The sequence below is a fragment of the Marinihelvus fidelis genome (genome assembly GCF_008725655.1).
GTDB classification, from domain to species: Bacteria; Pseudomonadota; Gammaproteobacteria; order Xanthomonadales; family SZUA-36; genus Marinihelvus; species Marinihelvus fidelis.
Window position 1 is genome coordinate 1 of record NZ_VYXP01000003.1, and the last position, 21,452, is coordinate 21,452.

22 protein-coding genes and 4 tRNA genes are annotated in these 21,452 nt (G+C 64.7%); 5 read left to right on the top strand and 21 right to left on the bottom strand.

Annotation, left to right across the window (positions count from 1 at the left end):
• The 13 genes from F3N42_RS04280 to F3N42_RS04340 form a co-directional block, all read right to left on the bottom strand.
• Positions 1-161, bottom strand: a 161-nt coding sequence (locus F3N42_RS04280; RefSeq protein ID WP_263595890.1) for a GTP-binding protein, incomplete at its 3' end; no start/stop codon positions are given.
• Between the two features lie 39 nt (positions 162-200).
• Positions 201-276 (bottom strand) — tRNA-Thr (locus tag F3N42_RS04285).
• A 50-nt stretch (positions 277-326) separates the two neighbouring features.
• Positions 327-400: transfer RNA gene (locus F3N42_RS04290), tRNA-Gly, on the bottom strand.
• 50 nt (positions 401-450) lie between these two features.
• Positions 451-535, bottom strand: a tRNA-Tyr gene (locus tag F3N42_RS04295).
• Between the two features lie 161 nt (positions 536-696).
• On the bottom strand, positions 697-927 hold the full coding sequence (locus F3N42_RS04300) for a hypothetical protein (protein WP_150863168.1): 231 nt from the start codon (positions 925-927) through the stop codon (positions 697-699).
• Between the two features lie 215 nt (positions 928-1,142).
• Complete coding sequence (gene ychF / locus F3N42_RS04305; RefSeq protein ID WP_150863169.1) at positions 1,143-2,234, bottom strand: redox-regulated ATPase YchF; 1,092 nt, start codon at positions 2,232-2,234, stop codon at positions 1,143-1,145.
• Positions 2,234-2,833: an aminoacyl-tRNA hydrolase gene (gene pth, locus F3N42_RS04310; protein ID WP_150863170.1), complete on the bottom strand. Its 600-nt coding sequence runs from the start codon at positions 2,831-2,833 to the stop codon at positions 2,234-2,236. The genes ychF and pth overlap by 1 nt, the downstream gene beginning before the upstream one ends.
• A 27-nt stretch (positions 2,834-2,860) precedes the next feature.
• The gene (locus F3N42_RS04315) at positions 2,861-3,589 is read right to left on the bottom strand and encodes a 50S ribosomal protein L25/general stress protein Ctc (protein WP_150863171.1); all 729 of its coding nucleotides are present in this window, start codon (positions 3,587-3,589) and stop codon (positions 2,861-2,863) included.
• Positions 3,590-3,725: 136 nt separating this feature from the next.
• Positions 3,726-4,676: a ribose-phosphate diphosphokinase gene (locus tag F3N42_RS04320; protein WP_318190946.1), complete on the bottom strand. Its 951-nt coding sequence runs from the start codon at positions 4,674-4,676 to the stop codon at positions 3,726-3,728.
• Positions 4,677-4,697: 21 nt separating this feature from the next.
• Positions 4,698-4,774 (bottom strand) — tRNA-Gln (locus F3N42_RS04325).
• An 11-nt stretch (positions 4,775-4,785) separates the two neighbouring features.
• Positions 4,786-5,676, bottom strand: coding sequence for a 4-(cytidine 5'-diphospho)-2-C-methyl-D-erythritol kinase (gene ispE, locus F3N42_RS04330; protein ID WP_150863172.1), 891 nt, complete (start codon positions 5,674-5,676; stop codon positions 4,786-4,788).
• Positions 5,654-6,298 carry a lipoprotein insertase outer membrane protein LolB gene (gene lolB, locus F3N42_RS04335; protein ID WP_150863173.1) on the bottom strand — a complete coding sequence of 215 codons (645 nt, stop codon included), beginning with the start codon at positions 6,296-6,298 and terminating at the stop codon, positions 5,654-5,656. The genes ispE and lolB overlap by 23 nt, the downstream gene beginning before the upstream one ends.
• Positions 6,295-7,986, bottom strand: a complete 1,692-nt coding sequence (locus F3N42_RS04340; protein WP_150863174.1) for a tetratricopeptide repeat protein — start codon at positions 7,984-7,986, stop codon at positions 6,295-6,297. Before F3N42_RS04340 ends, lolB begins: the two co-directional genes overlap by 4 nt.
• 149 nt (positions 7,987-8,135) lie before the next feature.
• Between F3N42_RS04340 and hemA the strand changes: the two genes are divergently transcribed.
• Positions 8,136-9,410 (top strand): glutamyl-tRNA reductase, encoded by a 1,275-nt coding sequence (hemA, locus tag F3N42_RS04345; RefSeq protein ID WP_150863175.1) that lies wholly within the window; start codon positions 8,136-8,138, stop codon positions 9,408-9,410.
• Positions 9,407-10,495 (top strand): peptide chain release factor 1, encoded by a 1,089-nt coding sequence (gene prfA, locus F3N42_RS04350; RefSeq protein ID WP_150863176.1) that lies wholly within the window; start codon positions 9,407-9,409, stop codon positions 10,493-10,495. The genes hemA and prfA overlap by 4 nt, the downstream gene beginning before the upstream one ends.
• Here the strand turns inward: prfA and F3N42_RS04355 are convergent.
• The 5 genes from F3N42_RS04355 to miaB all read right to left on the bottom strand — a co-directional run bounded on the left by F3N42_RS04355 (position 10,492) and on the right by miaB (position 15,530).
• A complete protein-coding gene (locus F3N42_RS04355; protein ID WP_150863177.1) occupies positions 10,492-11,736 on the bottom strand; it encodes a lipoprotein N-acyltransferase Lnb domain-containing protein in 1,245 nt (414 codons plus the stop codon). The genes prfA and F3N42_RS04355 overlap by 4 nt on opposite strands.
• Positions 11,705-12,565, bottom strand: a complete 861-nt coding sequence (locus F3N42_RS04360) for an HlyC/CorC family transporter (RefSeq protein WP_150863178.1) — start codon at positions 12,563-12,565, stop codon at positions 11,705-11,707. The genes F3N42_RS04355 and F3N42_RS04360 overlap by 32 nt, the downstream gene beginning before the upstream one ends.
• Positions 12,566-12,682: 117 nt before the next feature.
• Positions 12,683-13,144: an rRNA maturation RNase YbeY gene (gene ybeY, locus F3N42_RS04365; RefSeq protein ID WP_224784701.1), complete on the bottom strand. Its 462-nt coding sequence runs from the start codon at positions 13,142-13,144 to the stop codon at positions 12,683-12,685.
• An 11-nt stretch (positions 13,145-13,155) separates the two neighbouring features.
• Entirely contained in the window at positions 13,156-14,178 is a 1,023-nt protein-coding gene (locus F3N42_RS04370) for a PhoH family protein (RefSeq protein ID WP_150863180.1), read from the bottom strand.
• Positions 14,178-15,530, bottom strand: a complete 1,353-nt coding sequence (gene miaB, locus F3N42_RS04375) for a tRNA (N6-isopentenyl adenosine(37)-C2)-methylthiotransferase MiaB (RefSeq protein WP_150863181.1) — start codon at positions 15,528-15,530, stop codon at positions 14,178-14,180. The genes F3N42_RS04370 and miaB overlap by 1 nt, the downstream gene beginning before the upstream one ends.
• Positions 15,531-15,623: 93 nt before the next feature.
• Here miaB and F3N42_RS04380 point away from each other — a divergent pair, with 93 nt between their 5' ends.
• Positions 15,624-16,385, top strand: coding sequence for an SIR2 family NAD-dependent protein deacylase (locus F3N42_RS04380; protein ID WP_150863182.1), 762 nt, complete (start codon positions 15,624-15,626; stop codon positions 16,383-16,385).
• A gap of 22 nt (positions 16,386-16,407) precedes the next feature.
• Here F3N42_RS04380 and F3N42_RS04385 read toward each other — a convergent pair whose 3' ends face one another.
• Complete coding sequence (locus F3N42_RS04385) at positions 16,408-16,902, bottom strand: hypothetical protein (protein WP_191621232.1); 495 nt, start codon at positions 16,900-16,902, stop codon at positions 16,408-16,410.
• 92 nt (positions 16,903-16,994) lie between these two features.
• Between F3N42_RS04385 and tdh the strand changes: the two genes are divergently transcribed.
• Together tdh and kbl are read left to right on the top strand one after the other, a co-directional pair.
• Positions 16,995-18,053, top strand: coding sequence for an L-threonine 3-dehydrogenase (gene tdh / locus F3N42_RS04390; protein ID WP_191621233.1), 1,059 nt, complete (start codon positions 16,995-16,997; stop codon positions 18,051-18,053).
• Complete coding sequence (kbl, locus tag F3N42_RS04395) at positions 18,053-19,237, top strand: glycine C-acetyltransferase (protein ID WP_150863184.1); 1,185 nt, start codon at positions 18,053-18,055, stop codon at positions 19,235-19,237. The genes tdh and kbl overlap by 1 nt, the downstream gene beginning before the upstream one ends.
• A 4-nt stretch (positions 19,238-19,241) precedes the next feature.
• On the opposite strand, the gene F3N42_RS15725 is transcribed toward kbl, so the two are convergent.
• Positions 19,242-20,903, bottom strand: a complete 1,662-nt coding sequence (locus F3N42_RS15725) for a glycoside hydrolase family 5 protein (RefSeq protein ID WP_224784702.1) — start codon at positions 20,901-20,903, stop codon at positions 19,242-19,244.
• Positions 20,904-20,928: 25 nt separating this feature from the next.
• Positions 20,929-21,405, bottom strand: a complete 477-nt coding sequence (locus F3N42_RS04405; protein WP_150863185.1) for an energy transducer TonB — start codon at positions 21,403-21,405, stop codon at positions 20,929-20,931.
• Positions 21,406-21,452 lie beyond the last annotated feature (47 nt).

Sequence of the window (21,452 nt, forward strand, 5' to 3'; positions counted from 1 at the left end):
GGGGCGTTATCAATCTGGTCGTAAGCCTTGAACTCACCGCCACGCGCCTCGGCGCACACCTTGGTCAGCGCCGCCGTCAGCGTCGTCTTGCCGTGGTCCACGTGACCGATCGTGCCGACGTTCACGTGGGGCTTGTTACGTTCAAACTTTTCCTTGGACATGGGTGTCTCCGCTAATACCTTTCAGTATCGAATGAAATCTGGTGCCCACAACTGGAATCGAACCAGTGACCTCTCCCTTACCAAGGGAGTGCTCTACCGCCTGAGCTATGCGGGCATAAAAACTGTCTGTCACTTCGCCAGGCGCGTATCACGCCATCCAGGCAATGGAGCGGGTGATGGGGATCGAACCCACATCATCAGCTTGGAAGGCTGAGGTTCTACCATTGAACTACACCCGCAAGCGTCGCCTTCCACACTTGCCTGCGGGTCAACTACCGCCATCAATAGATGGTGGAGGGGGGAGGATTCGAACCTCCGAAGGCATAGCCAGCAGATTTACAGTCTGCCCTCGTTGACCGCTTGAGTACCCCTCCCGCAAGCAAGCCGCCTATTTTGTCTCAGCACCCTGGCCGAGTCAATACAGATGGCGAAAAATCAGCGCGAGATTGTAATGGTGAAACGACCTGCAGGCAAGGCCGAAAACCGGCCTGGTCGCAATTAATTTCAACCCGTGCCAGCCGGGACCCGACCGCACTCAGTCTTCGTCGAATTCCTCGTCGACGTAGTCATCGTCTTCGAGTTCGCCGGATGACAACTCGTCGCCGGTGACGGGCGGCACGTAGAGCTCTTCATCCTCTTCCGCGCCGAACACCTCGCCGTCGAAATCGAAGTCAAAATCATCACCGCCGAAATCGTCCAGCATGTCGCGTAGCGCCTGGCGCTCGCGCATGATCTCGATCTGGCGCCAGCGCGGCGTCTGCCGCAACGACGAATGCCCCCGGCTTTCGCCGTCACGGGACCTGTCCCGCTCACGACGCGAATGTTCCGGCGCTGACGCGTCGGACTGCGACGACTTCCGTGAACCCTGATGTGAACCAGACACCACGACAACCACCTCGCTCTGCGTAGGCAGGAAATTCGGCGCCTTTATACCCCAAAAACCGGGGTGATAAAACCTTTTTTTAACCTGTGACGGAACCGTTACACGTTGAAGCGGAACAGGATGACATCACCCTCACAGACGCGGTATTCCTTGCCCTCGGCACGCAGCCGCCCGGCATCCTTCGCGCCCTGCTCGCCGCCGAATTCGACATAGTCATCGAAGGCGATGACCTGTGCGCGGATAAACCCACGCTCGAAGTCGGTATGGATTCGACCCGCCGCCTGCGGCGCACTGGCGCCACGCCGCACGGTCCAGGCGCGAACCTCTTTCGGCCCGGCGGTAAAGAACGTCTGCAGGTTGAGCAGGTCGTAGCCCGCGCGAATCACGCGATTCAGGCCCGGCTCATCCTGGCCAAGCTCGGCCAGGAACTCGTCGCGCTCTTCCGGTTCCAGGCCGGCCAGCTCCGACTCGACGGCGGCACACACCGGCACCACTTCGGCGCCTTCGCTGGCCACGTGCTCGCGCAGGCGATCCAGCAGCGGGTTGTTTTCCAGCCCGGATTCGTCAACGTTGGCGATATACATGGTGGGTTTGGCGGTCAGCAGGTTCAGGCTCCTGACCAGCGGCGCATCGGCATCGCTGAGCTCCAGCGCACGGATGCCACCGGGTGCATCCAGCGCCTCTTTCAGGCGATCCATCAGCGCAACCGCGCGGGTGGCGTCCTTGTCGCCGGAACGGGCCTTCTTGGCCGCGCGATCCTGGGCGCGCTCGATGGCTTCCAGGTCAGCAAGCTGCAGTTCCGTGCGGATGACATCCAGGTCGGCCACCGGGTCAACCCGGCCGCCCACGTGGACAACATCATCATCTTCGAAACAGCGCACCACGTGCGCGATGGCGTCGGTCTCCCGAATGTTGCCCAGGAACTGGTTACCCAGGCCCTCGCCTTTCGAGGCGCCTTCCACCAGCCCAGCGATATCGACAAACTCCATGGTGGTCGGGACCACGCGCTCGGGAGTCACTATCGATGCCAGCTGCTGCAGGCGCGGATCCGGAACCGGGACGATACCGACATTGGGGTCGATAGTGCAGAACGGGTAGTTCTGCGCGTCGATGCCCGCCTCGGTCAGCGCGTTGAAAAGAGTCGACTTGCCCACGTTGGGCAGGCCAACGATACCACATTTAAAACCCATCAGGATGCTCCCCGAGCAGGCGGAGCCGGCTCCGCCGAGGTATGTAATGCCGTCATGGCGTTCTGCAATCGACCGTCCAGCACCAGGGGCAGGACATCGATCGATCGGCTTATCGCGTTATCAATGGCGCAGCGGTCATCACGACCGGGCCGCCCGAGCACGTAGCCGGTCACCGCGTCACGGTGGCCCGGATGGCCAATGCCCAGGCGCAACCGGGTAAACCCCGGATCACCCAGGTGCCTGCAGATATCCCGCAGACCGTTGTGACCACCATGGCCGCCGCCGGACTTCAGTCGCGCCACGCCGGGATCAAGGTCGAGCTCGTCGTACGCCACCAGCAGGCGCGTCACCGGGATATCGTAATAATCCAGCAGCGCGCGCACGGGCTGGCCGCTGTGATTCATGAAGGTGGTTGGCCGCGCAAGGATCAGGTCGTGCTCACGCCAGCGCGTGCGCAGCACCTCGGCCTGTAGTCGCGAGACCGTACGCAGGCCGGCCGCGGAGCCACCCAGCAACTCGTCCAAAAACCAAAACCCGGCATTGTGCCGGGTTTCGGTGTACTTGGGGCCCGGGTTACCGAGCCCAACGACCAGATGCATGAACGGTGCTCCGTCCGTGAACCGGCCTTACTCTTTGTCGTCGCCGGCTTCAGCTTCGCCGTCTTCGGCATCAGCATCGCCCGCGTCTTCAGCGGTGGCCTCTTCACCAGCCGCCTCGAGCGCTTCGGCTTCTTCGGCTTCGGCAGCAGCGGCCGCACCAGTACCCTGCGACTCACTGATGTGGATCGCGTTGGCCACCATCACGTTGCTGTCCTCGTCATCGGTCAGCGACGGAACTTCAACGCCTTCCGGCAGCTTGATGTCGGCCAGCATGACCGCGGAGCCCGGCTCCAGGCCGGACAGGTCGACTTCCAGGAACTCCGGCAGGTTTGACGGCAGCGCCTCGACTTCGATTTCCGTCATCTGGTGCTGGATGACCACACCGGCGGACTTGCCCGCCTCGGATTCTTCTTCGCCGATGAAGTGCAGCGGCAGGGAGATACGCAGCTTTTCCTTGTCGGAAACGCGCATGAAATCCAGGTGCATGATCAACTGCTTGTACGGGTGACGGTGCATATCACGCACGACAACCTTCTGCGTGCGACCGTCAGCCACCTTGATCTCCAGGATGCTGGAGAAGAAGGACTCGTTCTCCGTAGCGTGCAGGATCTCGCGATGCTCAAGCGTCAGGGTAACGGCGTCTTTCTCGCCGCCGTAGATGACCGCGGGGATTTTACCCGCGCGACGCAGGCGGCGGCTCGCACCTTTCCCCACGTCCTCACGGATTTCCGCGCTGATATAAGTGTTATCAGACATTGCCTATTCCTCAAAAATAAAGAAACCGCTCTAAGCGGCTTGTTCACCCGCCCCCGCGACCAGGGACGGCATTAAAATGCAAGCCGCCTATTATGACCCAGGACATTGCGCCCTGGCAAGATGGCTCTTTTCAGTTTCAGTCGACGTAAAGCGAGCTGACCGACTCCCCCTGGGACATGCGGCGAATGGTCTCGGCCAGGATCTGGGCGACGCTTAGCACGCGGATACGGTCACACTTGCGCGCGGCCTTGGCCAACGGGATCGTGTCGGTCACCACCAGTTCGTCCAGCGACGACGCCTCGATGTTCTTGATGGCCGGGCCGGACAGCACGGGGTGCACGCAGTAGGCGACGACCCGCTTGGCACCCTGCTCTTTCAGTGCGCCCGCTGCGGAACACAGCGTTCCGGCGGTATCGACCATGTCATCCACCAGCACACAGGTCTTACCCTCGACCTCGCCGATGATGTTCATGACTGTTGCCACGTTCGCGCGGGGGCGACGTTTGTCAATGATGGCCAGGTCGGCCTCCAGGCGCTTGGCGATGGCGCGGGCCCTGACGACGCCACCCACATCAGGCGACACCACGACCAGCGGCTGGGCCTGCCGCTGCCAGATATCCGCCAGCGTCAACGGCGAGGCATAAACGTTATCCACGGGGATATCGAAGAAACCCTGGATCTGGTCGGCGTGCAGGTCGATGGTCACGACCCGGTCGGTGCCGACGGCGCTGATCATCGTTGCCGCCACCTTGGCCGTGATCGGCACACGCGCAGAGCGCGGCCGGCGGTCCTGGCGTGCGTAACCGAAATACGGCATGACCGCGGTCACACGGCTGGCGGACGCCCGCTTCAGCGCATCGACCATGACCAGCATCTCGATAAAGTTATCGGCGGTTGGTGCGCAGGTGGGCTGGATCAGGTAGACGTCGCGACCACGGATGTTCTCCATGATCTCGACCATGACTTCTCCGTCGGAAAACCGACCGACGTTGGCTTTCCCCATGGGAACGCCGAGTTCATGTGCGATGTCCTGGGCCAGCGTGGGATGCGCGTTACCCGTAAACACCATGAGGGAAGGACTGGCCAATGTTCTGTTCCCCATTGAGTTTGGCTGGGACGGCAGGATTCGAACCTGCGAATGCGGGGATCAAAACCCCGTGCCTTAACCAGCTTGGCGACGTCCCAATCGTGATTTTTTATCGGCCGCCAGCGGCAACCATTTCGAGCCGGTCAAGCAAAGCGGAGCGATCCACCCCTCTCGCGGCGCGTGCATTATATCGGGTTTCCAACCGCGTTGTGACCCGCAAAGCGGCTTCTTCGTCGTCAAACGGGATAAAAAACGCACTGCCGGTGCCGGTCATGCGGGCGGGGCCCAGCTCACCCAGTTCGCGCGCCAGTTCGTCGAGTGCGGGAAGCTGCCGGCGCACGACCGCCTCGCAGTCGTTGCGGGTACCTGACATCCATGCGCGGGCATCCTGGTCACAGGTAACAGGCGCCAGGCGGGGCGTCGATCGCGACAGCGCCGGCTCGGCGAAAACCTGCGCGGTCGACACGTGAACGCCCGGCGTGACAACGACGAAATGCGCGTTTCCCAGCCGTACAGGCCTTAGCACTTCGCCCACGCCCTCGGCCCAGGCCGAGTACCCGCGAACGAAGACCGGCACATCCGCTCCGAGGCACAGGCCCAGTTGCGCCAGATCATCGTTCGGCAGGTGGCAGCCCCAGAGCCGGTTCAGCGCCACCAGCACCGTGGCCGCGTCACTGCTGGCGCCGCCCAGGCCGGAACCCATGGGAATGCGCTTTTCGATGCCAATCCGGGCACCGGCGCGGACCCCGCATTCTGATTGCAGCAAGCGGGCGGCACGCAGCGAAAGGTCCTGTTCCTCGCTGACCCCGGGCAGGTCGCGGGCACGGGTGACGTAGCCGTCTTCACGGACTTCGATGTGCACATCGTCACCCCAGTCCAGCAACTGGAAGACGGTCTGGAGCTCATGATAGCCATCGGCGCGCCGGCCGGTGACGTGCAGGAACAGGTTGAGCTTGGCCGGGGCCGGCCAGGGTCGCTCAGTGTCCGGCACCCGGCTCACCGCTGGAGAACCGCCACCGGCTGATGGCCAGGCGTACCCGGTTGTCACCCCGGGAGGCTTCGACCTTGCGGGGCAGCCAGGCGCCCGATTCTTCGCTGTAGCGTTCGAAAAGGACCTGCCAGTCACCCTGGTCCAATGAGACCGGCAGCCCCCGCACATCAAGCGCCACGCCGACGGGCAGGCGGCTGACGTCATCACCCTGGTGGACCAGCCCCCTGACCCAGCGGGACAGTTCCGCCACGGGTACAGGCCAGCCGACTTCGGCCATCGCCAGGGCGTCGGCCGTGGGCGCACGCAGGACACTACCATCGGACCGCGTCAGTTCTGCGCCATCGTCACTGGTGACGAGCTGCCACGCACCCTGCCCCAGGGCACCACGAAAACTGAGCACCGCGCGGTCCGGCGTTTCCTCCCACTCGATCTGGCCGCTACCGCCATCGCCATCGATGCGCAGCCCCAGCCTGCCGGTGAATGACCACTCCGTCCAGGCCGCCAGTTCGGCCGCCCGTTCGACATAAAGCTGCCGGGCCTGCCCGTCATCCACTGGCGTGGGCGTCGGTGCCCTGCCCGCACAGCCGGCAAGTAGCGCGCAGGCTGCTACCAGCGCCCACCGCAGTTTCACTGCGGCGGGTCCAGCCGCTTCCGGGTTTCGATCAGGGCGGCATCCTCGGGGTCAATGACCGCGCCTTCGCCCCACACTGCACGTGCGTCATCCTTGCGACCCTGCGCCCACAGCACTTCGCCCAGGTGGGCCGCGATCTCCGCATTCTGTTCCATCGCGAAAGCCCTGCGCAGGTACTGTTCGGCCTGCTCAAGTCGTCCGCGTCGGAAGGCGATCCAGCCCATCGAGTCGATAATCGCAGCCTCCTCGGGCGCCAGCGCATAGGCCGCGTTAATCAGCGTCTCGGCTTCGTCCAGGCGATCCGTCCTGTCGGCCAGGGTGTAACCCAGCGCGTTCAGTGCGTTGGGGTTGTTCGGGTCCATGTCCAGTACGAACCGCAGGTCCGCCTCGGCGGTCTCGATATCGCCCGCCTGGACCGAGATCAGTGCGCGCGTGTAATGCAGTGGGACGCTGTCAGGGGCCATGTCGATGCCCTGCCCGAGCAGGTCGATGGCCTCCTGGTACTGTTTCGCGTCGGACAGTAACTGCGCTTCCAGCAGGGTTGTCTCCAGGCGCACGTCAACACGCCCGGAATTGCGGGCCGACTGCAGCAAGGCACGTGCCTCGTCCAGCCGCCCGTCCTGGGCCATCAATACGGCGCGCCGTCGGGTCGCCACGGCATCATGCTCGGTACCGGCTAACTGCGTATACCAGTCGATGGCGTCCTGGTTCAGCCCCAGCAACTCGGCCGACTGCGCACCCGCGACCGCCCTTGCGGTGGCGTCCGCATCCGCCATGGTGGCGAATCCGCCATAGAGTTCCATGGCTGCCGCCCTGTCCATGTTCTTGCTGGCAAACACCACGCGGTTGAAGCGGTTGGCGGGCGTGTCTGGCAGGGCCGCCAGCACCTCCGCCGCTTCATCCACCTCACCCTGTTGCGCCAGCAGTTCTGCCAGTGCGAATCCGGTGCCCGCGTTGTCCGGGTCCAGCTTCGCGGCGGCCCGGAATGCCTCCAGGGCTTCCGCCTGCTGGCCCTGTGTTAATGCCAGGCGGCCCATCCATACATGCAGCGGTAATTCGTCGGCCCCCGCATCGACGGCCTGTTGCGCCAACGTGGTTGCCCGGGCCATGTCGCCCGAGCGCGCGACCGCCTGGCTCTGTGCCAGCAAGGCGTAGGGGTTTCCGGACGCGCCCTGCTCTTCCACCAGCCGTTGCAACAGGTGCTCCGCCTTTTCCGCGTTGTTGGCGCGCTCCACCAGGTTCGCCACCTGTGGCCAGCCCTGCCAGGCGGTATCAGCGGTGAGCTCTAGCAGCCTGGACAGCTGCCACGCGGCCTGCTCGTAATCACCCGCAATCAGGAACGTCCGAACCGCGGTCTGGCGCGCATCGATCCGGAAGGGCGCCAGCTGGGTCCAGCGGTCGGCCGCCATGCCGGCGTACTGCCAGGCCTGGGCCTCGAGCGCGACGCGGGTGGCGCGTTCCGCGATTCCCGGCTCTTCCGACATCAGCGCAGCCTGCAGGTAGTGCTTCGCGGCTTCCTGGCCATCGCCGTCGGACGCCGCAAGCTCTGCGGCCAGCACATGGGTCATGACCGGGTCGCCCTGCACTTCTGGCGTGTCATCAGCTGCGCAAAGGGTCGGCGAGGCGCCAATCAGAAATAGCAGGGACGCAAGCCACCAGCCCATCCGCGAACGGGTCGTCAAATTCATGAAACAATATCCGCTGGAATCACCAGGACACAGGATACGCTGTTGACCCGCCCGAACCAATCCACGGGGCCAAACACGAGACCCGCCAAGCTTGATATCGGCGCCCCGCGACCCCAGAATTCATCCGCGTCGCGTTCCTGAGTCTTTCCATGCCCCTGCTCGCCGTCGGCATCAGCCACCACACTGCGCCCCTGGACATCCGTGAGCGCCTGGCCATAGGCGAGGCGGAGCACGAGGCAGGTTTGCGTGAGCTGTCTTCGCAGCCCGGCGTGGCCGAAGCCGTCATTGTCAGCACCTGCAACAGGACGGAGATCTACGCCGTGGTCGCCGAGGACGCGTTGTCACGGCCCGCGCAATGGCTGACCACCCGTGGCGGCCTGTCCATGGACGACGACCATCTTTATGTCTACCGGGGCGACGACGCCGTCCGTCACCTGTTTCGTGTCGCCAGCGGGCTCGATTCCATGGTCCTGGGTGAGCCGCAGATCCTGGGGCAGCTGAAGAAATCATGGCAACTGTCCCGGGACATCGGCGCCGCCGGCCGCTTGACCGATCGACTGTTCCAGAATGCCTTTGCCATCGGCAAGAATGTCCGCACCCATACCGGAATCGGTGAACACCCGGTCTCGGTCGCCTATATCGCCACGGTGCTGGCCCGGCAGATTTTTGGCGCCCTCGGCGACAAGACCGTCCTGCTGGTGGGGGCCGGCGAAATGATCGAGCTGTGCGGGCGGCATTTTCGTGAGCACGGCATGGGCCGGTTGCTGATCGCCAATCGCACCGTGTCCCGTGCCGAGCGTGTCGGCGCCGGCTTCGGTGCCCAGGCGCTGACGCTGGACGACCTGCCGGGGCGACTCCACGAGGCCGATATCGTCATCAGCAGCACGGCGGCCACCGAGCCGGTACTCACCACGCCGATGGTCCAGGCCGCGCTCCGCGCGCGCCGCCGCGAGCCGGTATTCATGATTGACCTGGGCGTGCCCCGGGACGTGGCCCCTGATGTCGCCGACCTGAATGATGTCTACCTCTACACCATCGACGACCTGCGCCAGGTCGCCGACGAAAGCCAGTCACGCCGCCAGCAGGCGGCCGACGAGGCCACGGACCTGGTCAGCCAGGCCGTGGACGAGTTCCGTCGCTGGCGCCTGGGCAGGCGCGCGGCCAGCGGCCTTCGACGCATGCGCCAGGGCGCCGAGGACCATGGCACCCGCTTGGCCGAGCGCGCCATCAACCAGGTCGAGGCCGGCGCCGACCCCGCAGAGGCCATCCGGCAACTTAGCCACGCGCTGACACGAAATATCCTGCACGGCCCCAGCACGCGCCTGCGCCAGGCCGCGGAAGAAGGCCAGGACGATGTCCTGAAAGCCGCCGACTGGCTCTTCGGCCACCACGACGATAATGACGACGGAAGCAGCGAGACATGAAAGACAGCATTCGCACACGCCTGGCCCAGGTGGCCGGCCGGTTCGAGGAAATCGGCCTGCTGCTGTCACAGCCCGAGGTGATGGCCGACCAGTCCCGTTTCCGTGAACTGTCGCGTGAGTACGCGAGCCTGGAGGAACTGGTGCGCGCCTGGGAGCAATGGAATGACTGCCGCCAGCGCATGGCCGAGGCCAGCGACATGGTCGACGAAGCCGGAGAAGACCGGGAGATGCGCTCAATGGCCGAAGACGAGCTGGCACTGGCCAGCGATGAAGCCGAGGAACTGGAGCAAAGCCTGCAGATCCTGATGCTGCCGAAAGACCCGGACGATGAGCGCAACCTGTTTATCGAGATTCGCGCCGGCACCGGCGGCGACGAGGCGGCACTGTTTTCCGCCGACCTGTTCCGCATGTACAGCCGCTACGCGGAACAGCGCGGCTGGCAGGTCGAGCCGTTGGCCCGCAACGCCAGCGACCTGGGCGGCTACCGGGAAGTGGTCGCGCGGATCGTCGGCCAGGGCGCCTATTCGCGGCTGAAGTTTGAATCGGGCACCCATCGCGTCCAGCGCGTACCCGAAACCGAATCTCAGGGCCGCATCCATACTTCCGCCTGCACCGTCGCCATCCTGCCGGAGCATGATGAGATCGAGGATGTGTCCATCGACCCCGGCGACCTGAGAATCGACACCTTCCGCTCCTCAGGCGCAGGCGGCCAGCACGTCAACACCACGGATTCGGCCATCCGAATCACCCACCTGCCGACCGGCATCGTGGTCGAGTGCCAGGACGAGCGCTCGCAACACAAGAACCGCGCGCGCGCCATGTCGCTGTTGCACGCGCGACTACTGGAGCAGGAACGAGCCCGCCAGTCGGCTGCGGAAGCCGCCTCGCGCAAATTGCAGGTGGGTAGCGGCGACCGCTCGCAGCGCATTCGCACGTATAACTTTCCGCAGGGACGTGTCACCGACCACCGCGTGGGCCTGACGCTGTACAAACTCGATGAAATCCTGGCCGGCGAACTCGACCTGGTGGTTGAGCCGTTACTGCAGGAGCACCAGGCGGAACTGCTGGCGGAAGTGGAGCGCTAAGTCCCCGGAACCGTTGCCGGTCTCGATTCGCCGCCGGCCCGCCGCGGCGCCCGCCACACGATGGCTGCCGCGACCAGGCTGACCGGCGCAACCAGGGCCAGGACGTCGACGACATACTGGCCGCCCGGCCAGGCCGCGATCGCGGTCACGGCGATCACGCCGAAAACCACCACCATTACGGCGAATCGGCGCCAGGCCGGGATCAGCGCCAGCACCCACGCCGGGTTCAGCAACAACGGATTGATATTCGGGCGCGTGATCGCGTGGTCCGTGGCCAGCATCAACGCGAGCAGGCCCAGCCCCGCTGTCGCCAGCACCAATCCCCAGGCCAGCGCCACACCGGTCCCAAGCGCCGTCGGTGCGAACCTCGCCAGCAAGATCAGCAGCACGGCCAGCAACAGGCCTACGCCGAGATAACGCGGCCAGACCACTGCCGGCTCGGCCGGCATGGCCGGTAGACGGCCCTCGGACAATACCCGGTCGCTGCTGACCAGCGGCGCCAGCCCCTGCCCTTTCAGGCGCGTGACTTCGAGCAGGCTATCCGCCAGCACGGACGGCAGGAACATCTCGTCCCAGCGCGTGGCATGGCGGTCGACCGGCTCACCCAGGCCGATTTCCAACCCCAGGTAATACACCGGGTCCACCTGGGTGGCGCGCCGGGTATGTTCGCGCAGGGTCTGGACCTCGGCCTGGTCCTGGAACTGTTGCGCCAGCAAACCGTCCAGGGCCATGTTCAGCACGTCCCGTAACCGCGTGGAGCAGTTGTCGTAGTAATAGTCGTACAGGTAGTCGCGGTTGGCCGCATCGACCTGCGCCAGCAGGATGTCGCGCAGGTGCGCGTACTCCAGGGGCCCCAGGTCAATGGACTGCACCCGGACCGAGCGCCCGGCCTGTCGATACCAGTCCAGTTCCTGCGCGGTGGGCACCGCGGCGGCAAAATACAGCATCCGGCCCTGCACGAAACGACGCAGGAAGTTGGGTTGCTCGAAATCGAAGAAACCGAAGTTGAAGGCGTGGTCCAGGCCGCGGGCGGGCTCACGCAACCACAAGGCGTTGTGGCCGAAGCGCTCCCATATTTCGGCGCCGGGACCGTAAGTCACCAGTAGGACTTCGTAATCCCCCTCCGGAGGTGCCGGGGGCAGTGACTGGGCCTGTACCGGCGCGGTCACCAGGCCGGCCATGCACAGGAGTGCCGCCAGCCAGGCCCGCTTAAGAAGCCAGCGGCGTCCGTTCCAGGACATTCATTTCCATGGAGATGATGCGGCGCGAATCGGAGTCCGTCACCCGGAACTCGAAGCGGTCGTCGAGGATCATGCTTTCACCGTCCTCAGGCACCCGGCCAAACTCGGCCAGCAGCAGGCCGCCGACGGTATCGAATTCCTCGTCCGGCAACTGGCAGTGGAACACCTCGTTGAACTCGTCGATGGGCGTGAGCGCGTTGACGCGGTAGCGGTTATCGCCCAGCGTGGTCACCGGCGCCGCCTCTTCCTCGTCATGCTCGTCGTCGATCTCGCCGACGATTTCCTCGAGCACGTCTTCCATCGTGATCAGGCCGGACACGCCGCCGTACTCATCGACAACAATAGCCAGGTGGTTTCGCGACAGGCGGAAGTCACGCAGCAGCAGGTTCAGGTGTTTGCTCTCGGGCACCACGAGCGCCGGGCGGATGAACTCGCCCAGTTCGAAGGGCTTGTCGCTGTCGGCGAAATAGCGCAGCAGGTCCTTGGCCAGCAACACGCCCTCGACCTCGTCGCGGTCTTCGCCGATGACGGGAAAACGCGAGTGGCCGGATTCCAGGATGCGCGGCAGGAAAGCCTGCAGAGGCATGTCACGCGGCACCACCACCATGTGGGAGCGCGGCACCATGGCGTCGCGGACCTGGGTCTCGGCGACTTCCAGCGCGCCTTCCATCATGGCCAGCGAGTCGGGGTCCAGCACACCGCGCTGGAGGGATTCGTTCAGTACTTCCTTCAGTTCGACGCGGTCCCGTGGCTCGGCCTGGAAAGCCCTGGAGAGACGCTCCAGGAATCCGACGCGCCCGGAACCGCTACTCGATTGGTCATCACTCATTTGCGTATGGCAGGCAGCGCTTATCGCGCTGTCCGGATATGGGGCCGTTTTATCCCCGTCCCAAGGTTTTACCAGAATGACGGAGTGATTTCAGCCCTGTTGAGGTGGAACGGCCGGTCAGCTTCGCCGGTCGATGTAAGGGTCGTCGATGCCCTGCCCCGCCAGGATGGCGATTTCCTCGGCCTCCATGCGCGCGGCGTCGGCCTCTTCGATGTGGTCATAGCCCAGCAGGTGCAGGGTGCCATGCGTGACCAGGTGGGCCCAGTGATGCGCCGGCGAAATGGCGCGCTCGGCCGCCTCTTCGCCCACCAGCGGCACGCAGATCACCAGGTCGCCCAGCGGCCGGCAGTCGAGCTCCGCGGCCACCGCTTCCGGCAGTTCGGCCGGGAAGGACAGCACGTTGGTCGGTTTGTCGCGATCCCGGTAACGCAGGTTGAAATCCCGACTTTCCTCCGCGCCGACCAGCGCGATGGCGACTTCAGCATGGTCAGTACGGCCCGCCAGCGCGGCCTCGACCCAGGCGACAAACGCGCCGTCGTCCGGCGTCTCTCCCAGGCCCTCGCTGCGGGAAACGAACACGTTATGGCCCATCAGCTGCCGGCCTGCTCGCGCGACGCCGGTGCGACACCGGTGGCGGCATCCATGTCGGCGCCGGCCGCGTCGTAGGCCTCGACGATTTTCTGCACCATCGGGTGGCGCACCACGTCGACCGACTTGAACCAGGTGAAGCTGACACCCTCGACATCACGCAGCACCTCGATGGCCTGCTTGATGCCTGACTGCTGCCGCGACGGCAGGTCGATCTGGGTGATATCACCGGTGATGACCGCCGTCGACCCGAAGCCGATGCGGGTCAGGAACATCTTCATCTGCTCGCGGGTGGTGTTCTGGGCTTCATCCAGGATCACGAAAGCATCGTTGAGCGTACGCCCGCGCATGAACGCAAGCGGCGCGACCTCGATGACATTGCGATCCTGCAGGCGCGCGACATGCTCGAAACCGAGCATTTCGTAAAGCGCGTCGTAGAGCGGGCGCAGGTAGGGGTCGACCTTTTGCGCCATGTCGCCGGGCAGGAAGCCCAGGCGCTCACCGGCCTCGACCGCGGGCCGCACCAGCACGATCCGCTGCACCTCGTCGCGCTTGAGCGCGGCCACGGCGCAGGCGACCGCCAGGTAAGTCTTGCCGGTACCGGCCGGGCCGATGCCGAAGTTGACCGCGTGCGCGGCAATGCGCTGCAGGTAGGCCTTCTGGTTCGGCCCGCGACCGCGGATCCGGCCACGACGGGTGTCGATGACGACCTCGCCCTGGCCCTTGCGGTCGGCGTCGTTCTCATCCGCCAGTTCGGCCACGCGCGAAGCCTGCAGGCTCAGGTTGATGGCCTCCGGCGTCAGCACCTCGCTGGCAGACTGCTCGTACAGGTCCTCCAGCAGCCGGGTGGCGGCACGGGCCGTCTTCTCGTCCTCGGCCTCGACGGTGAAAATATTGCCGCGGCAGAACAGGTCGACGCCCAGGCGCTGCTCGATCTGGCGCAGGTGCTGGTCGAACTGGCCACACAGGTTGGCCAGCCGCGCGGTATCCGCCGGTTCCAGCACCAGGGTCTGGTGATCGGCCATCAGGCCACCTGCTTCGCGGCGTCGTCACCGCCGGCCAGGCGGCCGCGAAGGGAATGGCTCAAGGCCTCGGTGATGACCACGTCGACGAAGTGCCCCACCAGGCGCGGGTGACCATCAAAATTGACCACGCGGTTGTTCTCGGTACGACCGGCCAGCACGTTCGGGTCCCTCTTGCTGGGGCCTTCCACCAGCACGCGCTCAACGGTGCCGACCATGGCGGCACTGATTTCCGCGGCCTGCTCGTTGACCAGCGCCTGTAAGCGAGCCAGCCGATCCTTCTTCACGGCCATCGGTGTGTCATCCGGGAACGACGACGCCGGCGTACCCGGGCGGGCGCTGTAGATAAAGCTGAAACTCATGTCGAAGCCGACGTCGCGGATCAGCTTCATGGTCTGCTCGAAATCGGCGTCGGTCTCGCCAGGGAAACCAACGATGAAGTCGGACGACAGGCAGATACCCGGGCGCGCTTCGCGCAGGCGACGGATCTTCTGCTTGTACTCAATGGCCGTGTGGCCGCGTTTCATCATCGACAACACGCGGTCGGAACCTGCCTGCACGGGCAGGTGCACGAAGCTGGCCAGTTCGGGGACTTCGGCAAAGGCGTCGATCAGGCTGTCGGAGAACTCCACCGGATGCGAAGTGGTAAAGCGGATACGGTCGATGCCGTCGATCGCGGCCACGTAGTGAATCAACAGCGCCAGGTCGGCGCGGCCGCCGTCATGCATAGGGCCCAGGTAGGCGTTGACATTCTGGCCCAGCAGGTTGATCTCGCGAACACCCTGCTCCGCCAGCAGCGCGCACTCGGCGACCACGTCATCCAGCGGGCGCGAGACTTCCTCGCCGCGGGTGTACGGCACCACGCAGAACGTGCAGTACTTGCTGCAGCCTTCCATGATGGACACGAACGCGGTCGGGCCCTGCGCGCCCGGCGACGGCAGCGCGTCAAACTTCTCGATTTCCGGGAAGGAAATATCGACACTGGGCTTGCCCTTGCCACGCGTCTCCTCGATCAGCTGCGGCAGCCGGTGCAGGGTCTGCGGGCCAAACACGATATCGACCTGCGGCGCGCGCTTGACCAGCGCCTCGCCTTCCTGGCTGGCCACGCAACCACCCACGCCAATCACCAGGTTGGGCTTGTCGGCCTTCAGCTGCTTCCAGCGCCCCAGCTGGGAAAACACTTTTTCCTGCGCCTTCTCGCGGATCGAACAGGTGTTGAGCAGGATCACGTCCGCCTCGGACTCATCGTCCGTCAACTCCAGGCCATGCGACGCCGCCAGCACGTCCGCCATCTTGTCGGAATCGTACTCGTTCATCTGGCAACCGTGGGTCTTGATAAACAGCTTGCCGGCCATGGTGTTCGCTCGTGTCCTCGCCCAACCGGGCGCTCTGAAAAGGCGCAATAGGATACACTCCCCGGCGCTTATAAGCTATTGGAATTGATTGAAATGAACGGGGAAAGCGCACCCGGATGGCCGAACGATGCCGTGCGCCGGATTGCCGCGGCAAACAACGTGCTGGTGCTGACCGGCGCAGGCATGTCGGCCGAGAGCGGCATCGCCACCTTCCGTGACGCGCAGACCGGGCTGTGGGCGAAGTTCAGGCCGGAGGACCTGGCCACACCGCAGGCGTTTCATGAACATCCGCGCCGGGTCTGGCAGTGGTACGACGGGCGTCGGCAACAGGTCGCCGCGGCCGAGCCACATGCCGGCTACCGCGTTCTGGTCGAACTTGAGAAACGTTTCCGGCACTTCGCCATCGCCACGCAAAACGTCGATGGCCTGCATCAGCGCGCCGGAAGTCAGCGCGTGTTTGAACTGCACGGGAATATCATGCGCACGGTGTGCGCGCAAACAGGCCGACCCATTGACGACGAGTGGCTGTGTGAGCATCCCGGCGAACCGCCACCCTCCCCTTACCAACCCGGCGTATTGGCCCGCCCGGACGTGGTCTGGTTTGGTGAAACCCTGCCCGAAGGCGCCCACCGGGCGGCCGTGCGGAGTGCGGCGCAGGCCGACATCTGCCTGGTGATCGGCACATCGTCGCTGGTCTACCCGGCCGCGGGCCTGCCGGCGATCGCCGCGGAGCGCGGCGCGATGGTGATCGAGGTGAATCCCGATGAGACGCCATTAACTGCCAGCGCCGATGTCATCATTCGAGCGCCAGCCAGCGCCGCGCTGGTGGCCCTGGCAAGTCACCTGGGCCACTAACGCGGCTAAGCGTCCGGGTGCTTCAGCGGTTGGGAGCGGGCGCTAACGCGTAGCCGGCCATGTTCACCGGTGGCCCCGGGTTGACCAGGCTCGTGTCGCGCAGGTTGTCGACCAGCAGGACCAGGTCGTCATCACCGGACTGCTCCGGAAACACCAGGGTCACAGACTGGCTGCTCCAGCCCTGGAAGGCAAAGCTGCCGTCACTTTCCCAGGCGCCGCTCTTGACGCGAATGTCCTCCAGCGCGGTCACGTCATAATGCTGTTCGTTCAGCCAATCGGTGACCACGACGCGCGAGTCCCAGCGGCCGAAGCGGTCGTCGTATAGGTAGGTCACCGACCAGGCGCCGTCATCCCGACGCTCGGTCAGAGTGACCTTCTTGCCCTTCAGTGCACGGTCGTCAATGCTGACTGCCTTCAATTCCACCGCCGTATCCGCCACTGGCCCAGCGACCGGTGTCGTGGTGCAACCGGTCGCGGCCACCATCACCATCACGCCCGCGAACATCATCCCTTTCATTCCTGCCTGCATCGTCCACACCCTCCTTTGCCAACCCAGCGAAACCATTCTTCCCGAGTATAATAGCCCCCCCTGTTTTTGCGAGTTGCCCCATGCCCCGTACCATGCGCGCACTGGTCAAGAGAGACCCCACCGAAGGCATCTGGATGGAGGATGTCCCCGTGCCGTCACCCGGCACCAACGAGGTGCTGGTCAAGCTGGAAAAGACCGCCATTTGCGGCACCGACCTGCACATCTACAAGTGGGATGACTGGTCGCAGCGCACCATCAAGCCGGGCCTGGTCATCGGTCACGAGTTTGTCGGGCGCATCGTGGAACTGGGTGACGGCGTGACCGGCTACGAGGAAGGCCAACGCGTGTCGGCGGAGGGCCATATCGTCTGCGGTCACTGCCGCAACTGCCGCGCCGGGCGTCCGCACCTGTGCCCCAACACCATTGGCATTGGCGTAAACCGCGACGGTGCGTTTGCCGAGTACGTGGTGGTGCCGGCCAGCAACCTGTGGCCCATCCCCGACCGCATTGCGCCGGAACTGGCGGCGTTCTTCGACCCCTTCGGCAACGCCGCGCATTGCGCGCTGCAGTTCGACCTGGTGGGCGAAGATGTGCTGATCACCGGCGCGGGCCCCATCGGCATCATCGCCGCGGGCATCTGTCGGCACGTGGGCGCTCGCCACGTGATGATCACGGACGTCAATGATTACCGCCTGAAGCTGGCCGCAGACATGGGCGCGGATGTGACCGTCAACGTGGCCCGTGAATCGCTGACTGACCGCGTGAAGGCCATGGGCCTCGAAGGCTTCGATATCGGCCTGGAAATGTCCGGCCACCCGGCGGCCTTCAACGAGCTGCTGCGCAACATGTACCACGGCGGCAAGGTCGCGCTACTGGGCCTGCTGCCGAACGACACGCCGACGGACTGGGACCAGGTGATCTTCAAGGGCCTGGAACTGCACGGCATCTACGGCCGGCGCATGTACGAAACCTGGTACAAGATGACCCAGATGGTGCTGACCGGCTTCCCGCTGGAACGCGCCCTGACGCACCACATCCCCATCGAGGACTTTGAGCACGGCTTCTCGCTGATGGCCGCCGGCAACTGCGGCAAGGTGGTCTGTGACTGGACCGGCGAGATTAAAACGGAGGCGGCCTGATGACCGACCTGAAACGCCTGGACGACACCCTGGACGAGATCCGCGCGGCGGGCCTGTACAAGGACGAGCGCATCATCACCACACCGCAGGGCGTTGAGATCGCGGTCGCCGACGGCACCGAGGTACTGAACTTCTGCGCCAACAACTACCTGGGCCTGGCCGACCACCCGGACGTGATTGCCGCCGCCAAGCAGGCGCTGGACGACCACGGCTTTGGCCTGGCCTCGGTGCGCTTTATCTGCGGCACGCAGGACCTGCACAAGCAGCTGGAAGCCACGATCTCGGACTTCTTCGGCACTGACGACACGATTCTCTACACGTCGTGTTTCGACGCCAACGGCGGCCTGTTCGAAACGTTGCTGGGCCCGGAAGACGCGGTGATTTCCGACGCGCTGAACCACGCCTCCATCATCGACGGCATCCGCCTGTGCAAGGCGCAGCGCCATCGCTTCCCGAATTCCGACATGGCCGCGCTGGAAAAGGCGCTGCAGGACACGCAGGACTGCCGCACGAGGCTGATCGCCACCGACGGCGTGTTTTCCATGGACGGCTTCGTGGCGAAACTGGACGAGATCACCGCGCTGGCGGAAAAGTACGACGCGCTGCTGATGGTCGACGACAGCCATGCCACCGGCTTCATGGGCGCGACCGGCCGCGGTTCGGCCGAGCACCACGGCGTCATGGACAAGGTTGATATCTTCACCTCGACGCTGGGCAAGGCGCTGGGCGGCGGTTCCGGCGGCTTTACCACCGGCCGGCGCGAGGTCATCGAGCTGTTACGCCAACGCTCACGCCCCTACCTGTTCTCCAACACCCTGCCCCCGCCGCTGGTGGCGGCCTCAATCAAGGTGTTCGAGATGCTGTCGGCCACCACCGAACTGCGCGACCGCCTGGAGGACAACGCCCGCTACTTCCGCCAGGCCATGACCGAAGCCGGTTTCGACATCAAGCCCGGCATCCACCCCATCGTGCCGGTGATGCTCTACGACGCGCCACTGGCGCAGGAATTCGCCTCGGCACTGCTGGCCCAGGGCATCTACGTGATCGGCTTTTTCTACCCCGTGGTGCCCCAGGGCGAGGCACGCATCCGCGTGCAACTGTCTGCGGCGCATGAGCGGCGTCACCTGGACCAGGCGGTCGAGGCGTTCACCCGGGTTGGGCGCGACCTCGGCGTGATCGACTGACGGACTAATCCAGTTTGCCGGCACCGCGTAGCAACGCGTCGAGGCCCTGGCGGTCGAAGACCGTCAGGCTGTCGCGATCGAACAACCCGGACTGGTTGTTATCCAGTCCACCGGTATCCCAGTAGAACGGCACCAGGCCGTTGGCCAGTGACTGGCGAGTGACGTATTCCAGCCAGTCCGCACGCGACTTCAGGTTGCGCTCGCGTTGCTCACCGGCCAGGTTATCGCGCCGCTGGGCGCCATACTCACCGATGATCACCGGTATACCCTGTTCGACGAACTGCCGTCCCGCAACGGCCAGCAACTCATCAATGGTGTCTTCCTCGCCCCAGGTCGGGTTGCGGTCCGGCTCCGTGGGGGAATGGTTGCCCTGCCCCCAGTAATAGAATTGCTTGCCCCAGTCCTGGTCCTCGGTCATCAGCGTAAAGTTGTACGGCGTGTAGAAATGCAGTTCTGCCATCAGGCGGTTGGGGACGGTATCCACCGGCATGCGGGTAAACAGCGCATCGGTCAGCTCGATATCCGTCTTCGGCCCCTGGATGACCAGCGTGCGGTAGGCGTTGCGGCCGCCGGTGCAACGCACGGCATCGACGAAGGCCTGGTGGTAGGCCATCAGCACGGCCATCTGCTCGCCGTTCTCCACGTGCGGCTCATTGGCGCTGGCAAACAGCACGCGATCATCGAATTCGCGGAGGTGGGTGGCGATCTGCTGCCAGTAGGCACGCTGGCGCGCCTGTACCTCGGCGCGCTTGTCCGGGGTGACGTTGTTCTCCAGCCAGCCGCCGTCCCAATGGATGTTGACGACCACGTCCAGGTCGTTGTCGACGCCGTACTGAACCACGGTCCTGACGCGGTCCAGCCAGTCACGGTCGATACGCGCGGTGTCGGCATCGGCGTACTGGTCCCAGGCCGCGGGAATGCGGATGGCATCGAAGCCACTGGCCTTTACCAGCGCCAGCAACTCGCTTGTGACCGGCGGGTTGCCCCAGGCCGTCTCGCCGCCGATGGCCTCCATCGTGTTGCCGATGTTCCAGCCCAGTGTCATGTCGGCCGCCGCCTGGCGGGCGTCCCGTTCCATGCCGCTGACATCCGGCGCCAGCGGCGTGGTGTCGTAGTCGGGAAACGGTGACTGCGGGTCGGCGGCGCAGACCTGGCTGGCCGGTTGGCCAAACACCCGCGGCGCGGGAATACCGAACACCTTGCTGATTGCCAGGCTCTCGACCGGGCCATGCCCCCAGGCCTGGCGGGTAAAGTCTGATGGCGTGTAGCTGAATATGCCGGTTTCGTTGTCGCTGAACTCGAACACGCCACGCCCCCCGGGGTCGCGGGCCACGCTGGCCGCGTCAAACTCACCAAACAGCATACCCGTGGGCGACGTGAATTCGATGTCGACGCGGTTGCCCTGCGGCACACCGGTACCGGTGAGGAACAGGGGTTGTCCCTGGTCATCGTAGATGTACCAGTAGACGACGGCCAGGGGGTCGCCCCCGCCGGTGACCCCGAACTCGATGGAAAAGCCATGCCCGTTCTGTGGCGGGTTGTACCAGGAGCCCGAATGGGCCGGGCCGATGTCAGCCACGGCAGTCTGTGCCTGGGGCGCGGCGGCCGGCATGGCCAGGGTGAAGATAAGCGTGATCAGGCAGAGCCAGGGCGTGATTGTTTTCATGCCCTGATGTTAAACGTTTCAGGCGTTAACCGGCACCTGTTTTGTACTCACCTTTCATCAGCCGCTCGGCCGCTTCACTGCAGGCGCTGGCCAGGTCTTCCTGGTCCTGGTCGTCATCGTCGGAATGGCGGCTGTCACTGATCTCGTAGGTAAACGTGTTAGCGGTGAAGACCCGGCGCCCTTCCGGATAGGCCTCGGAGGGCTCGTAACGAAACTGCTCGGCGGCGCGCCGGGCCGAATGCTCAAATCCACGATTGCCCGCCAGCGCCTTGTGATGGCTGGTGGTGCCGTCGAGCTCGATGATGTATCCGAGCGTCAGGCAGCCGGTGATGCCCTTCTGCAGAGCCTCGACGGGGTATTTCGGGGCGACCTTGGTCGGGTTGCCCCAGTAGGGATTGTCCTCACCCGGCATAATGATGACGACATCGGCGAACTCATCCGCCGTCGCCACGGCAGCGCATGCCAGGGTAAGTAACAGCAAAACCGGAAAAACGCGACTCATCACCCACTCCTTTGGCTGTCGACCCGGGCCAATATAGCACCCCGCGG